The organism is Bradyrhizobium sp. AUGA SZCCT0158 (assembly GCF_018130065.1).
Classification (GTDB): domain Bacteria; phylum Pseudomonadota; class Alphaproteobacteria; order Rhizobiales; family Xanthobacteraceae; genus Bradyrhizobium.
Genome location: NZ_JAFCME010000021.1, coordinates 15688 through 31643, shown reverse-complemented (window position 1 = coordinate 31643; position 15956 = coordinate 15688). Strand labels below are relative to the sequence as shown.

12 protein-coding genes are annotated in these 15956 nt (G+C 62.9%); 6 read left to right on the top strand and 6 right to left on the bottom strand.

Going from position 1 to position 15956, the window contains the following annotated elements; all coding sequences use genetic code 11:
• Positions 1 to 10: 10 nt before the first annotated feature.
• From JQ574_RS26075 to JQ574_RS26050, 6 genes are all read right to left on the bottom strand, one after another.
• Complete coding sequence (locus JQ574_RS26075; RefSeq protein WP_212274749.1) at positions 11 to 826, bottom strand: ABC transporter permease; 816 nt, start codon at positions 824 to 826, stop codon at positions 11 to 13.
• On the bottom strand, positions 816 to 1784 hold the full coding sequence (locus JQ574_RS26070; protein ID WP_212384009.1) for an ABC transporter permease: 969 nt from the start codon (positions 1782 to 1784) through the stop codon (positions 816 to 818). Before JQ574_RS26070 ends, JQ574_RS26075 begins: the two co-directional genes overlap by 11 nt.
• Positions 1781 to 2779, bottom strand: coding sequence for an ABC transporter ATP-binding protein (locus JQ574_RS26065; protein ID WP_212384008.1), 999 nt, complete (start codon positions 2777 to 2779; stop codon positions 1781 to 1783). Before JQ574_RS26065 ends, JQ574_RS26070 begins: the two co-directional genes overlap by 4 nt.
• Before the next feature lie 155 nt (positions 2780 to 2934).
• Positions 2935 to 4092, bottom strand: a complete 1158-nt coding sequence (locus JQ574_RS26060; RefSeq protein ID WP_212384007.1) for an ABC transporter substrate-binding protein — start codon at positions 4090 to 4092, stop codon at positions 2935 to 2937.
• Between the two features lie 131 nt (positions 4093 to 4223).
• Positions 4224 to 5135, bottom strand: coding sequence for a LysR substrate-binding domain-containing protein (locus tag JQ574_RS26055; protein ID WP_212384070.1), 912 nt, complete (start codon positions 5133 to 5135; stop codon positions 4224 to 4226).
• A gap of 200 nt (positions 5136 to 5335) precedes the next feature.
• Positions 5336 to 6127, bottom strand: coding sequence for a formylglycine-generating enzyme family protein (locus JQ574_RS26050; protein WP_249119596.1), 792 nt, complete (start codon positions 6125 to 6127; stop codon positions 5336 to 5338).
• A gap of 310 nt (positions 6128 to 6437) precedes the next feature.
• Between JQ574_RS26050 and JQ574_RS26045 the strand changes: the two genes are divergently transcribed.
• From JQ574_RS26045 to JQ574_RS26020, 6 genes are all read left to right on the top strand, one after another.
• Positions 6438 to 7364, top strand: coding sequence for a DUF4399 domain-containing protein (locus JQ574_RS26045; protein WP_312014740.1), 927 nt, complete (start codon positions 6438 to 6440; stop codon positions 7362 to 7364).
• Between the two features lie 23 nt (positions 7365 to 7387).
• Positions 7388 to 9487: a caspase domain-containing protein gene (locus JQ574_RS26040; protein WP_212384006.1), complete on the top strand. Its 2100-nt coding sequence runs from the start codon at positions 7388 to 7390 to the stop codon at positions 9485 to 9487.
• 227 nt (positions 9488 to 9714) lie between these two features.
• A complete protein-coding gene (locus tag JQ574_RS26035; RefSeq protein ID WP_212214714.1) occupies positions 9715 to 10731 on the top strand; it encodes a Gfo/Idh/MocA family protein in 1017 nt (338 codons plus the stop codon).
• 31 nt (positions 10732 to 10762) lie between these two features.
• The gene (locus tag JQ574_RS26030; RefSeq protein ID WP_212384005.1) at positions 10763 to 11914 is read left to right on the top strand and encodes a DegT/DnrJ/EryC1/StrS aminotransferase family protein; all 1152 of its coding nucleotides are present in this window, start codon (positions 10763 to 10765) and stop codon (positions 11912 to 11914) included.
• Between the two features lie 128 nt (positions 11915 to 12042).
• A complete protein-coding gene (gene murJ / locus JQ574_RS26025) occupies positions 12043 to 13569 on the top strand; it encodes a murein biosynthesis integral membrane protein MurJ (RefSeq protein ID WP_212384004.1) in 1527 nt (508 codons plus the stop codon).
• A gap of 66 nt (positions 13570 to 13635) precedes the next feature.
• Positions 13636 to 15942 (top strand): xanthine dehydrogenase family protein molybdopterin-binding subunit, encoded by a 2307-nt coding sequence (locus JQ574_RS26020; RefSeq protein ID WP_212214720.1) that lies wholly within the window; start codon positions 13636 to 13638, stop codon positions 15940 to 15942.
• The last annotated feature ends 14 nt before the right edge of the window (positions 15943 to 15956 follow it).

Sequence of the window (15956 nt, the reverse complement as noted above, 5' to 3'; positions counted from 1 at the left end):
CCTGCATCTTCTATTTGCCTGCGCCCGAGACTTGATCGCCCTCGCGCGTCAGGTAGTAGGCGGCGACGATCGGGATCAGCGTCACGAGCACCACAACCATCGCCACCACGTTCGTGACCGGCCGCTGACGCGGCCGCACGAGTTCTTCCAGCATCCAGATCGGCAGTGTCTGTTGCTGCCCGGCCGTGAAGGTGGTGACAATCACCTCGTCAAACGACAGCGCAAAGGCCAGCATCCCGCCCGCGAGCAGCGCCGTACCGATATTCGGCAGCACGACATGGCGGAAGGTCTGAAAGCCGTCGGCGCCGAGATCGTACGATGCCTCGATCAGCGAGCCGGACGTGCGGCGGAAGCGCGCGACCGCGTTGTTGTAGACGACGACCACGCAGAACGTGGCGTGGCCGAGCACGATGGTCCACGTTGAGAACGGAATATCCATCAGCGAGAAGGCCGACCGCAACGAGATGCCGGTGATGATGCCGGGCAACGCGATCGGCAGGATGATGAGGAGTGATATGACCTCGCGGCCGAAAAAGCGCGAGCCGCTCACCGCAGCAGCGCACAATGTTCCGAGCACGATCGCGATCAGGGTTGCGATCGCCGCGACCTTCACCGACACCGTCAGCGCCTCCCAAACGTCGGGCCGATTCCAGGTTACCCCGAGCCACTGTGTCGTAAAGCCGGGCGGCGGCCATTGGTAGGTTTTGTCTTCAGTGGTGAATGCGTACACAAAGATCAGGAGAATCGGCACGTGCAAGAACAGAAGGCCGCAGGCGGTCGCCACCTTCAGCCCGAGCGGCGCGGATGCTTTGCGATCAGATCGCATCGAACGCCCCCATGCGCTTGGCCATCCACAGATAGAGGCCCATGACCACGATCGGCACGACAGTGAATGCGGCGGCGAGCGGGATGTTTCCGGCTGTTCCCTGATGGGCGTAGACAGCCTGTCCGATGAACAGGTGCGAGGTGCCTATGATTTTCGGAATGATGTAGTCGCCAAGCGTCAGAGAGAACGTAAAGATCGATCCTGCGGCGACGCCCGGCAACGCCAGCGGGAAGATCACGTTCCAGAAACTACGCGTTGGCGAGGCTCCCAGATCGGCCGACGCCTCAATGAGGCTCACGGGAATGCGCTCAAGTGACGCCTGGATTGGCAAGATCATGAAAGGCAGCCAGACATAGACGAAAACGATGAACGTGCCCGTGGACGACACCGACAACGAGTTGCCGCCGACGATCGGCAGCGCCAGCCAGGCCTCGAGCAGGCCCGTCAGGTGCAGCTTTGCAAGAGCCCAGTTGAGAATGCCTTCCTTGGCGAGGATGAGCTTCCAGGCATAGATCTTGACCAGATAGCTCGACCACAGCGGCAGCATGATTCCGAGATAGAACAATGCCTTCCACTTGCCGCGGGCATACCGGGCCGCATAGTAGGCGATCGGAAACGCGACGACGGCGGATGCGATCGTCACCAGCGTGGCCATCACGACGGTACGAATCATGATGTCCAGGTTGGAGGGCTGCAGCAGTTCGCCGTAGGTTTTCAGCGTGAACTCACGCTTGATCATCCCCGAATATTCATCGATCGAGAAGAAGCTCTGCAGCAGAAGCGCAAACAGCGAGCCGAGGTAGACAATGCCGAGCCACAGAACCGGCGGCAGCAGCATGAGAAACAGCAGCAGCTTCGGCTTGCGCCAGAACAGATCGGACAGGGCGCCCAGCACGCCGTTGCGCGCGGTGAGAACCGCCGGCGCGCTCCGATCGGTCAGCGCAACCGTATCGCTCATGCGTCGGCCTCCATCACATGCAGCGCGTTGGCGCCAAAGGAAAGGACGACGTCCGCTCCCCGCTCCGGCACGGTCACGCCGGCCGGCACCGTCGCATGCAGCCGCAATCCTTCCGCGTCCAATCCGAGGCGCGTCGCCGCGCCGATATAGCTCACCGACACCACGCGCGCCGGGATGCCTGTGCCGTTGGCCTGGGTGCTCACGCGGATCGCCTCAGGCCTTAGGCTTCCCCAGCCGTCACGCTGGCAATGGCGTTTGACGAAGTCCGGCGGCACAACATTGGAGGAGCCGACGAAATCGGCCACGAACCGGGAAGCCGGGCGAGTGTAGATGTCCTGCGGCGTGCCTACTTGCATGATGCGGCCATCGTTGAAGACTGCGACGCGATCCGCCATCGACAGAGCTTCGCCCTGGTCATGCGTTACGAAGATGAAAGTGATCCCGAGCGATTTCTGCAGCGCCTTCAGCTCTTCCTGCATGTTCTCGCGCAGTTTCAGGTCGAGCGCGCCAAGCGGTTCGTCCAGCAGCAGAACCTTGGGCCGGTTGATGAGCGCACGCGCGAGCGCAACACGCTGGCGTTGCCCTCCGGAAAGCTGCCCAGGCTTACGCGTGCCGTAGCCCGGCAAGCGGACGAGCGCCAGCGCGTCCTCCGCAGTCCGTATCCGCTCTGTCTTGGAGACACCTTTCACCTTCAGTCCGTAGGCCACATTGTCCAGTACATTCATATGCGGGAACAGTGCGTAGTCCTGGAACACGGTGTTGACGTTGCGCCGATACGGCGGAACGCCCTCGGCACGTTCGCCGAAGATCGAGATGGCGCCCGCGGTTGGATGTTCGAAACCAGCGATGAGGCGAAGACAGGTGGTTTTACCCGACCCGGATGGCCCGAGCATGGCGAAGAACTCACCGGGCTGTACCTCCAGGTCGACCGAGTCGACCGCTTTTACGCTGCCGAAATGGCGCGATACGTTCTCGAATGAAACGGCGGCGATCATGCTTTGCCCGCGTTGCTTGTATGATCCGGCGCTCGGCCTACGGCGCCCGTCGGTGGCCAGCACGCGCTTGAGATCTCGTGGCCAGTCGCGGCAACCCTTAAGGGTTCGTCGCGCCCGGCCACCTTTGCCGCGGAATTGCACCGCGGCATCAGGCTTCAACGCCCTCCGATGACGCCGATGTAGTCCGAGACCCAGCGGTAGTAGGGCACGCACTTGTCGCCCTGCGTCGCGCATTTCGTTGTTGGCGTCGTCCAGAAGCGAACCTTCGAGAAGTTGTCGAAGCCATTTGTCGAGCAGCCCTCTTTGGTCTGCATTCCGCGTCCGTCCGTGCACGCCGCCGGAACCGCCGGATTGGCCCCGAACCAGGCCGAGAGGTCGCTCTGCAGGTTGGATGCAAGCGAATGCTCCATCCACATGTATGAGCAGTTCGGATTACGTGAGTCGACGTGCATCATGGTCGTGTCGGCCCACCCGGTGACACCCTCGTCCGGGATCGACGATGCGATCGGTTGATTCTGGCTCCTGAGCAGGTTGACCTGGAATGGCCACGAGCCCGACGCGACAACGCCTTCGTTCTTGAAATCGTCGATTTGGATGAAGGCATCGTGCCAATATCGGCCGACCAGCTTGCGCTGTGCGCGCAAGAGTTCGAGCGAGGCCTTGTACTGCGCGTCGTTCAGCTCATAAGGGCTCTTGATGCCAAGATCGGGCTTGTGCGTCATGAGATAGAGCGCCGCGTCTGCAATGTGGATGGGGCCGTCATAGGCCTGAACGCGCCCCTTGTTCGGTTTGCCATCCGGCAACGCCATCTCCTCGAATACCACCTTCCAGCTCTTCGGCGGGTCCTTGAAGACTTTGGTGTTGTACATCAGAACGTTCGGCCCCCACATGTAGGGAACGCCGTAGTGCACGCCGTCGACCGTATGCCAAGGCGCCTTCTTGAGGCGCTCGTCGATTGTTCCCCAGCTCTTGATGAGGCTGATATTGATCGGTTGCACCCGCTTGCCGGCAACGAGCCGCAATGAGGCGTCGCCAGATGCGGTCACGAGGTCGAAGCCGCCTTCATTCATCAACGCCACCATCTCGTCGGAGGTGTTGGCGGTCTTTACATTGACTTTGCAACCGGAGGCTTGTTCGAATTTTGTGACCCAATCGAACTTCTTGTCGGTCTCGCCGCGCTCGATATAGCCCGGCCAGGCGACGATGGTAAGTTGCCCTTCGGCCTTCCCGATTTCCTTGATTTGCGCCGCGGATGGATTCGCAAGCGCCAGCGTCAACGTAACGCCACTCAGCAATGCGAGTATCGACTTCATCAACACCTCCCAGGTCCAGGCGGCTGCATTTTCGAGGCAGCACGGTCCTCGCACAGAGCGTGTCGGCAAATGCAAGCTTTCGCAAATTCATTTATCAGAGGGTGGGTTTCGCTTTTTCCGATAGCGTGCCGTTATGGTCGCTGCCGTGCGCTGCGCTGGCCTTGCGCTATGCCTATGAAGTCGCGCGCGTTTTGCGTGAGACCTGACCCGCGCCGCCACGTCATGCCGATTTGAACTGCCGGCAGTGAGCCGGAGACGTCGCGCGACTCGATGCGATCGCCTTCCAGAGACCAGGGCCGGTAGACAATATCGGGCAGCAGTGCGAGTCCGGCGCCCGTGGCGACCAGGCTGCGCACCGCCTCGACGGATCGCGTGCGGAAAGCAATCTTGGGGCGGGTTCCGAATGCGGCGAGCAGTTTGCCCGTATTTTCCTCCACCTCATCAATTGTCAGCATGATAAGGGGCTCAGAGAGAATGTCTGCAAGCGCGATGCTGTCGGCGCTTGCAAGTGAATGTCCGAGCGGCAGCCACAAACGATAGGGCGAGACTTCGACGATCTCGGCGTCGATTGCGAGGCGGTCGCGCAGGTTCGACACCACCATGACGGCAACATCCAGTTCGCCGCCGATCAAGAGGTGCTCGAGGTAGTCGCCGTTGTCTTCGATGGCGTTGACCTCAACCGACGGAAACGCACGGCGATAGCGCGCCAGAAGATCCGAGAGCACGTAGCCGGCGACGAGCGAGGTAACGCCGAGCTGTAGGCGGCCACCACGGTTCGAAGCTTGCTCGGAGAAGCTCCTGCGTGCATCGGAGATATCCGTCAGGATGCGCGTCGCGTGGCGCAGGAGCTGATGGCCTTTGTGGGTAATAGACAGGCCGCGCGGGTGACGCTCAAATAGCTTGACGTTCAGATCGGCCTCGAGCTCCTTGATCGCCTCGGTGACGGACGATTGCGAGATCGACAGCGCTTGCGCGGCATGGGAAACCGTGCCGGCCTCGGCCACCGCGACAAAGAACTGAAGCTGTCTGATCGTGAACGCCATGACGGGATTAAGCACCAATATTGCCGCGGAAGAAAGCTCCAGCCGCGAGCGGCAGATCGACGACCACAGTATCAATGCGAGGAATGGCGCCATGAGGTGGCGCCTGAAAAAACCGTCAAAGAGCAAAAAAGACGTGACCGAGAAAGCGGGTTTATTGTCCCTGGCGCAAGCTCGGTTCTGATCGAAGCAGAACCGAAGGACTACTGAACGTCCCGCACGACGCGAAAACCGTTGGCGAAATAGCGCACGTCGAGATCGTAGCGGTAACGCGCCGCCGAGGTGACCGTATTGGCCTTGTTGGCGAACGATCCGCCGCGCAGCACGCGCTGGCGGCATTGTCCTTGCGTCCAGGCGGAGCCGTCCTTGGGCGCATTCTTGTAATTGTCGTTCCAGCAATCCTCGACCCATTCGTAGACGTTGCCGGATGTGTCGTAGAGCCCGAAGCCGTTCGGCCGGTAGGATCCGGTCCGCATCGTCCGGCGCAGCGAGTCGCCGCAATTGTCGCAATTGGCGTTCGACTTGCCGACCTCTTTGCCCCACCAGTAGGTGGTCGTGGTGCCGGCGCGCGCCGCATATTCCCACTCGGCCTCGCTCGGCAGGCGGTAGTTGCGGCCGGTCTTCTGCGTCAGCCACAGAACAAACGCCTTGGCGTCCTCCCAGCTCACGTCGATCACCGGCTGATCGCCGCGACCCCAGCCGCGATCGTCCGGCCGGTGCCTGCATTTGCCGTCCGAGACGCACGCATCCCACTCGGCGAAACTGGTTTCGCGCCGTTCGATCGCGAAGTTCTTGGCAATGGTGACCCGGTGCTGCGGCGCCTCGTACGGGCTGTCCTTGCCGCCCATGTCAAACTCGCCTGATGGCACCACCACCATTTCCGGGCAATCCGGACAGTCGCGGAACAGCTCGCCGGGTTCGGGCGGTGCGGCCGACTGGGCGGCGGCCGGTCCGGCCGCGAGCAGAAATATCAAAAAAGCAAAAAATCTGAACATCGTACCCTCGGCCTCAATTGCGCCGGTCGTCCCGCGCGCCGCCTGTCGGTCCATCGTGCCCGCAACACTCCATAAAATCAAAAGTCGCAGTGTCGCTATCGTCAGTTAGTTTGGCGGTATTATAATACTCCAGCTCGCCTCATCCCATAATCGAATCGACGAGAGCTTGGGCGCAAGGGTGTGGTCCGCCCGCGGGCAGGGGACGATATTCAATGGCGCAAATCCAGTGTACTATTTCACAGACGCATTTCAGTTCTTGAGTTATTTGAGATTTTGGCAGCCGGCCTGTCTGATTTTAGGAGGTGTGCGCGTGTTCTCGAAAGTATCGACTGGAATTGCTGTTTCGCTTTTGATGCTGGCAGGAACGATCGGACCGAGCCACGGACAACAAAAGCCGGTTGGTGGTCCCAATCCCTCTCCCCCGGGTGCAGCGGTTTACTTTGTTGGCCTCAAGGATGGTCAGACGGTACCGACCACCTTCACCGTGAATTTCGGCCTCAAAGGCATGGGCGTCGCGCCCGCCGGCTCCGACAAGGCGAACGCCGGACACCACCATTTGCTGATCGACACCGAGCTGCCGCCGCTCGATCAGCCGATCCCGAGCGACTTCAATCATCTGCATTTTGGCGCGGGGCAAACCGAGGCCGAAGTGACCTTGCCGGAAGGCGAGCACACGCTGCAGCTGGTGCTGGGCGACAAGGACCACATTCCGAATACGATTCCGGTGATCTCCGAGCGGATCAAGATTCGCGTGGTTGCGGCCTCCCAGGTGCCTGCGGCGTCGGCATCTGCCGCGGCGCCCGCCACGACAACCCCCGCCAGCGCGGGCCGCAAAAAATCTCCTGAAGGCGCCAAGGTATATTTCGTCTTTCCGAAGAATCGCGGCTATGTCACGCCGAACCCGGTCATCCGTTTCGGCCTGATCGGCATGGGCGTTGCACCCGCCGGCTTCGAGAAGGTCAACACCGGTCACCACCATTTGCTGATCGATACCGACGTTCCGAACCTCGACCTACCGATTCCCGCCGACTTCAATCATCTGCATTTCGGCGCCGGCCAGACCGAAGCCAAGATTACGCTTCCGCTCGGCAAGCATACGCTGCGATTGCTGCTCGCCGACGAGCTCCACATCCCGCACGATCCGCCGTTGCTGTCGGAACCGATCACGGTCACGGTCACCGCCAACGGTCGTCCGCCTGCGAAGAGGAAGTATCGCAAATATCGTCGCTATTACTAAAGGGGGCAGTTCCGGAGCCTGATATGAGCACACGTCGTCCGATCTGGATTGCAGCTCTGTATAGTCTCGTGCTGCTGACCTGTTCGATCAGCGTTGCGAAGGCTGACCGGCGCGTTGCGCTGGTTGTAGGCAACTCGAACTACAGCAATGCGAGCCTGTTCCTGGCCAATCCGAAGAACGACGCCACGGACGTTGCCGCGGCACTCCGCGGGGTCGGTTTCGAAGTGTTGCAGGCGATCGACGCCAACAAGCGCGATCTCGACCTGAACATGGCCAAATTCGCGAGGCTGGCGACCGACGCCGACGCCGCGCTGTTCTATTACGCCGGTCATGCCGTCCAGTATCAGGGCCGCAACTTCCTGATGCCGACCGACGCCGAAGTCGAGGACGAGATCAGCTTCCGCTACCAGATGACGCCGCTCGACGACGTGCGCGCCGCGCTCGACCGCGGCGACGGCGTCAAGATCGTGATCCTCGATGCGTGCCGCAACAATCCGATCGTCAACGCGCTTCGCCGCAAGAAGAAGTCCGGCGACAGCCGCGCCATCGATGCGGTGCGCGGCGGGCTCGCCAAGATCGACAAGGCCCAGGGCATGGTGGTGGCCTATTCCACCGCGGCGGATGAAGTCGCCGCCGACGGCGACGGCCGCAACAGCCCGTTCACCAGCGCCTTCCTGAAGCGGCTCAAGGAGCCCGGCCTCGAAATCGAACAATTGTTCCGCCGCGTCGCCGCCGACGTCAACGCCCAGACCGGCGGCCGCCAGCGCCCGGAAACCTACGTGTCGCTGCTGAGCAATTACTACCTCAACCAGACCGACCGGATCGCGTTCGACAAGATCAAGGACTCGCCCGATCCCGCCGTGCTGCAGGACTTCATCGCCAAGTTCTCGACGTCGAGCTACGTGCCGGAGGCGCAAAACCGCATCCAGCGCATCGAGGCCGCCATTCGCGAACGCCAGAACCAGGAGGCCCGTCAGCGGGAAGCGGCAAGGCTTGCGGAAGAGCAGCGCATGGCCGAACGCGAAGCGATGATGCGCAAATTGGCCGAGCAGGAAGAAGCGCTGCGCAAGCAGGAGACCCTTCGCGCGCAGGCGGCAGCCGAGAAGGTTCGCAAGGAACGCGAGGCCGCGCAGGCGCAGGAAGAGCAGCGCTTGCGGCTCGTGGCCGAGAAGGAGCGCAAGGAGCGGGAAGCCGCCAAGGCCCAGGAAGAGCAACGCGTGAAGCTCGCGGCCGAGCGGGAGCGCAAGCTGCGTGAAGAGGCTGCGCAATTGCTGGCCGAGCAGGCGCGGACCAAGATCGCCGCAATCGATCGGAAGGAGCCGACCAGTCCGTCGCTCGCCGGCATATCGACCGACATCCGGACGCTGCCGCCGACTGACGCCGCGCCGGCGCCTGGCGATCCCTGTGATCGCGACAGCGCCATGCTGGCGCAGTTGCGCAGCAACCCGTCGATCGAGGCCGTCACCGAATTGGAACGGAGCCTGAGCTGCGAGAAATTGCGTGCCCAGATCCTGCGGTTGCGGGAAAGCCTCTCGGCGGTCGCCAACGCGGCGCCGGCCATCGCCGCCCAGATCAAGCCTGTCGTTGAAAAAGTTGCGCCGCCGCCGGCCTTGGTTATTGCGCCACCGCCGCCGCCGGCCGCCCCGAAACAGGAAGCCGCCCCGAAGCCGCCGGAACCGAAGGTCGCCGTTGCGACTGTCGCACCGGCACCCGAATGCAAAAAGGACGAAGCCAGGCTTGCCAAGATCCGCGCCAATCCCTCGCACGCCGATCTGGCCGCGCTGGAGCGTGACCTCAGCTGCGAGCGGTTGCGCCCGCAAATCGTGCGGCTGCGCGAGAGCCTGCCCAAGGAAATCGCGAAGGAAGTGGCGAAACCGGACGAGCCGTCGGTTGCGGCCAATCCGCCAACCCTTCAATCCGCTCAGTCCGCGCCATCAGGGGCGAAGCCGGCGCAGCCCGCGCCGATTGTCCAGGTCCGAAGCTGTGACGAGGAGAGGGCCACCTTGGCCAAGCTGCGCGCCAGCCAGTCACGCGAGGATGTGGTTCGATTCGAGCGCGAACTCGCCTGCGAGCAGTTGCGGCCTCAGGTCATACGGCTGCGGGAAAGCCTGTCCGGCGGTTAGGCAGGACGGGCTCCCATAGCCTCGGCCGAAGCACTTAATTCCTCCATATTGCGGTGGCCTAAGCCCCCGATGAGCCCCGCCAATGCGCTTCTCTCAGTGTTTCTGGGCTGTAACTCTTTGAATCAAAACGTGTCCGGATAGCGAGGATGGCGTTCGCCACATTTGTGGCGGCGTGCTAGAGAACCGCCGGGGCAATACTGGGGGATTGATTTGTTGGGGTCGACAATATGAGTTCCAAAGGGTCCGGGTCGGATGCGAAAGCCGGCGCCACGCCTGAATTGCGCGTTGGCGTGATCGGTGCCGGCGTGATGGGCAGCAACCATGCCCGCGTGCTGGCGGGGCTGCCCGGCGTCACGCTGGTCGGCATCGTCGACCCGCTGCCGGAGCATCGCCTGCGCGCCACCGAACTCGCAGGCTGCCGCGCTTTCGAGGGTCTCGAAGAATTGCTGGCCGAGGGCGTCGATGCGGTCACGATCGCGGCCCCGACCCATCTGCATCATGAGGTCGCGCTCGCCTGCATCGCGCGCAAGATCCATATTCTGGTCGAGAAGCCGATTGCGCCCACGGTCGAGGAGGGGCGGGACATCGTCGACGCTGCGCATCGCGCCGGTGTCACACTGATGGTCGGCCATGTCGAGCGCTTCAATCCGGCGGTCGCGGCGATCAAGCAGGCGATCTCGGGCGAGGACATCCTTTCCATCGGCATCACCAGGGTCGGGCCGTTTCCGCCGCGGATGTCGAATGTCGGCGTCGTCATCGATCTGGCCGTGCACGATATCGACCTGATCCGCTGGTTCACCGAATCCGACATCGTCGAGGTGCAGCCGCAGCTCTCCAGCGCGATCGCCGAGCGCGAGGACATCGCGCTGCTGCAGTTCCGCACCGCCTCGGGCGTGCTCGCCCATATCAACACCAACTGGCTGACGCCGTTCAAGGCGCGCAACGTCACGGTCGCGACCCGCGGCAAATATGTGATGGGCGACCTCTTGACGCGTCAGGTTACGGAGTGCTTCGGCTTCAAGCCCGACGGCAGCTATTCGATGCGTCATCTGCCGGTCGGCCATGACGAGCCGCTGCGCGCCGAATTGATTGCGTTCCTCGATGCCGTCCGGTCAGGCAATGTGCCGGCGGTTACCGGCGACGAGGGCGTGGCCAGCCTGGAAATCGCGATCCGCTGCCTCGAAGCGCCGGCCCGGCCCGCGGCTTCCTCCGCGCGCAAGGGTCCTCGCCGCGTCGCCGGCTGATTACCGTTCATCTCATTCGTAGCAAGGCTCCATGAACCAGCACATGCGTCCAGAACCCATTCCCCTGATCGATATCGCCGCGCAGCGCCGCCGGCTTGGCAAGTCGATCGATGATGCCGTGTCCCGCGTGCTCAACCACTGCCAGTTCATCAACGGTCCGGAAGTGACCGCGCTCGAGACGGCGCTGGCGGCATTCAGCGGCGCCAAACATGTCGTGAGCTGCGCCAGCGGCACCGATGCGCTGCTGATGGTGCTGATGGCCAAAAACATCGGTCCCGGCGATGCCGTGCTGTGTCCGTCGTTCACCTTCAGCGCGACCGGTGAAGCCGTGGCGCTGACCGGGGCTACGCCGGTTTTTGTCGATGTCGATGAAGCCACCTTCAACATGGATCCCGCCTCGCTCAAGCGCGGCATTGCGACCGCCCGGCAACGCGGCCTGAAACCGCGTGGCGTGATCGTGGTCGATCTGTTCGGGCAGAGCGCCGACCACGACGCCATCGGCGCGGTCACGGAGGCCGAGGGGCTGTTCGTGCTGGACGATGCCGCGCAGGGCTTTGGCGCCAGCTACAAGGGCCGCAAGCTCGGCACCTTCGGGCTCGCCACCGCGACCAGCTTCTTCCCGGCCAAGCCGCTCGGCTGCTACGGCGATGGCGGCGCAATCTTCACCGACGATGACGAGCTTGCCAACACGCTGCGCAGCATCCGCGTGCACGGCCAAGGTGCGGACAAATACGACAATGTCCGCCTCGGCCTCACCGGACGGCTCGACACCATGCAGGCGGCGGTCCTGATCGAGAAGCTGAAGATCTTCGAGGACGAGATCGCGGCGCGCAACAAGATCGCGGATCGTTATGCACGCGGCCTCGGCAATGTCGTGACCGTGCCGCGGCTCGCCTCCGGCTGCACCTCGGTGTGGGCGCAATACACCATCCGCCTGCCCAAGGGCGCCGACCGCGATGGCTTTGCTGCCGCGCTGCAGGCGCAGGGCATTCCGACCGCGGTCTACTACACCAAATCGATGCATCAGCAGACCGCCTACCGGAATTACCCGGTTGCGGAAGGCGGCCTGCCGGCGAGCGAAAGCCTTTCGGAGGACGTCATCAGCCTGCCGATGCACGCTTATCTCGACGAGGCGACGCAGGATCGCGTCATCCAGGCGGTGCGCGGCGCGCTTTCCGCCTGATTTCGGGCCAAAGCGTTTTCGAAGAAAACGCGTCAACCGATAGCGTTTACGTGAAGAAGGCGCGTCGATACAAATATAGTTCTCGGTTCTGATGCAATCAGAACCGAATATGCGCTAGAAGCGGGCTCATGCTTGGGCGCATTTTCACCGTCGGCGGCTATACGCTTCTTTCGCGCGTGACCGGTTTTGCGCGCGACATCATGCTCGCGGCGATCCTCGGTGCGGGGCCGGTCGCGGACGCGTTCTTCGTGGCGCTGCGCCTGCCCAATCATTTTCGCGCCATCTTCGCCGAAGGCGCCTTCAACGCCGCGTTCGTGCCGGCCTATGCCCATCTTCACGGGCAGAACGTAACCTCGGCAAAACTGTTCGCCGATCGCATCTTCACGCTGCTGTTCGGCGCCCAGATCGTGCTGCTCGTGGTGGCGTGGCTGTTCATGCCGCAGGTGATCGGCCTGCTGGCGCCGGGATTTGCCGACGATCCGGCGCGCGGCGAACTGGCGATTGCACTGACGCGGATCACCTTTCCCTATCTCTTGCTGATCACGCTGGTGACGCTGTACGGCGGCATGCTCAACGTCATGCATCGCTTTGCCAGTGCGGCGGCGGCGCCGATCTTGCTCAATCTGTCGATGATGGCGACATTGGCGCTGGCCGCATTCTTTCCGGGCGCCGGTTATGCCGCCGCATGGGGCGTCCTGATCGCCGGCATCCTCGAATTCCTGCTGCTGGCGGGTGACGCGGCGAAGAACGGCATTCTGCCGAAGTTCAGCATGCCCCGGCTCGATAACGATGTGCGCGCTTTCTTTCGCGCGCTGGGGCCGGCGACCATCGGCTCGATGGGAACGCAGGTGGCGCTGTTCGCCGACACCATCATCGCGACGTTTCTCGCCGCCGGCGCGCTGTCGGCGCTGTATTATGCCGACCGCCTCAACCAGTTGCCGATCGGCGTGATTGGGATCGCGATCGGCACGGTGCTGCTGCCGGAATTGTCGCGGCGCCTGGCGGCGCAAGACGATGCTGGCGCCGCCAAGGCGCAGCGGCGGGCGTTCAACTTCACGCTGTTGTTTTCTATACCGTTCGTCGCCGCGTTCCTCACGGTGCCTGACGTGATCATGCGCGCGATGTTCGCGCGTGGCGCGTTCTCGAAAGCCGATGCCGCAGCAGCGGGCGCGACACTGGCGGCCTATGCCGTCGGGCTCATTCCCTTCGTGATGATCCGCAGCGCGGTCGCCACCTTCTATGCCCGCAAGGACACCGCGACGCCGGTCAAGGCGGCGCTGACTGGCGTTGCCGTCAACGTCGCCCTGAAAGTCGCGTTGATGGGGACGCTCGCCCAGATCGGCCTCGCGCTCGCAACCGCCATCGGCGCCTGGGTCAATCTGCTGCTGGTACTTGGTTTTGCAGTGCGAAGAGGATTTCTCGAACTGGACCGCGAGTGGCTCGGATCGCTCGCCAAGTTCGCGATATCTGGCATCGTGCTTGCCATAGCCCTTTGGTTGACCGCGCGTTTCGCCACCATTTATTTCGCGCAAATGAGCTCGTTCCGTGACGAACTCGCATTGCTGTTACTTATGGTGAGCGGCATCTTTGTCTATGGTGTTTCGATCCTCGTCCTGTTCGGCAGAGGCTGGATTTTCTCGCTGATCCGCGGCTAAACCCGTTTGCGCTTGGCGGCGAACCACGCCAATATGGCGCGAAACAATCAGGCTATTGGAGATACGATGGCAGCTCCCATCAAGTTCGGCGTCGGTCATAGCGTCCGCCGCAAGGAAGACGATGCGCTCATTCGCGGCAAGGGCCGCTACACTGACGACGTCTCGCCGTCTCCCGCGCTGCATGCGCTGATGCTGCGCTCGCCGCATGCGCACGCCAAGTTCACCATCAATGTCACCAAGGCCCGCGGCATGCCCGGGGTCGCCGCGGTGCTGATCGCCGACGACGTCAAGGATCTCGGCGATCTGCCGTGCCTGTTCAATTTCGAAGTCGATCCGTTCACCGGACCTCCGTACCCGATCCTCGCCAGGGATGAAGTCCGCCACGTCGGCGATTCCATCGCCTTCGTGGTCGCCGACACCATCGACCATGCCCGCGATGCGATCGAGGCGATCGAGGTCAACTGGACGCCGCTGCCCGCGGTGGTCGGCCTTGTCAACGCCGTCAAGAAAGGCGCGCCGCAGGTCTGGCCCAATCATGCCGGCAATTTGCTTTTCGACGTGCCGATCGGCGACAAGGCGGCAACCGAGGCTGCGTTTGCAAAAGCGCATGCGGTCGCCGAAGTGTCGATCGTCAATCCGCGCGTCATCACCAACTTCATGGAAACGCGCGCGGCGGTCGCCGAATACGACGCCAAGAAGGATCATCTGACGCTGACGATCGGCAGCCAGGGCAGCCATCGCCTGCGCGAGATCATCGGCGGCATGGTGCTCAAGATGCCGCTGGAAAAAATGCGGGTGATCTGCCCCGACGTCGGCGGCGGCTTCGGCACCAAACTGTTTCCGTACCGCGAATATGCGTTGATCTCGGTCGCGGCGAAACGGCTGAAGAAGACCATCAAATGGACCGCCGACCGCTCCGATCACTTCGTGGGTGACGCGCAGGGGCGCGACAACGTCACGGTCGCGAAGATGGCGCTCGCCGAGGACGGCAAGTTCCTGGCGATGGACGTCGACCTGATGGGCGACATGGGCGCGTATCTGTCGACCTTCGGTCCCTACATTCCGCATGGCGGCGCCGGCATGCTGCCCGGCCTCTACGATATCCAGATCTTCCACTGCCGCGTCCGCACCGTGTTCACCAACACCGTGCCGGTCGATGCCTATCGCGGCGCGGGCCGCCCCGAGGCGGCGTACGTGATCGAACGGCTGGTGGACGCCTGCGCGCGCAAACTCGGCATGACGCCCGATGCGATCAGGCGCAAGAATTTCATCCCGCCGAAGGCGCTGCCCTACAAGACCATCACCGGCAAGGTCTACGACTCCGGTGATTTCGCCGCGCATATGAAGCGCGCGATGGAAGTCGCCAACTGGAAGGAATTTCCCAAGCGCGCCAAGGCCGCCAAGAAGGCGGGGCTGGTGCGCGGCATTGGCCTTGCAAGTTATGTCGAGATCTGCGGCACCATGGGCGATGAAACCGCCAATGTGGCGCTCGATCCCAACGGCGACGTCACCATCCTGATCGGCACCCAGTCGAGCGGGCAGGGCCATCAGACCGCCTATGCGCAGTTGATCGCCGAACAGTTCGGCTTGCCGCCCGAGCGCGTGCACATTGTGCAGGGCGACACCGATCGCGTCGCCACCGGCCTCGGCACAGGCGGTTCGGCCTCGATCCCGACCGGGGGCGTCAGCGTGCAGCGTGCGGCCCACGACCTCGGCGGCAAGCTGAAGGAGATCGCGGCCGAAGCACTGGAAACCAGCGCTGCCGACCTCGAGATCAGCGACGGCCGAATCCGGATCGCCGGCACCGACCGTTCGGTGAGTTTCGCCGATCTGGCCAAACGTCCGGATGTCGATCCGTCAAAGCTGAACGCGAGTGCGACCTTCAACCAGGCCGACGGCACCTACCCGAACGGCACCCATCTGGCCGAAGTCGAGATCGATCCGGCCACCGGCATCATCAAGATCGTCAACTACGTGATCGTCGACGATTTCGGGGTGACGCTCAATCCGCTGCTGCTGGCCGGCCAGGTCCATGGCGGCGCCATGCAGGGGATCGGCCAGGCCCTGATGGAGCAGGCGGTGTTCGGCAGCGACGGCCAACTCGTCACCGGCACCTTCATGGATTATGCGATGCCGCGCGCGGCCGACGGCCCGTCCTTCCACTTCGAAACCCACAACGTTCCCTGCACCACCAATCCGCTCGGCGTAAAGGGTGCGGGCGAGGCCGGTGCGATCGGCTCCTGCCCGGCGGTGGTCAATGCGATCGTCGAGGGGCTGTGGCGCGAATACAAGATCGACCACATTGACATGCCCGCGACCGCCGAACGGGTCTGGATCGCCATCCGGGAGGCACAGCGCCGGCATAACCTCTGAATATTGTGTTGAAG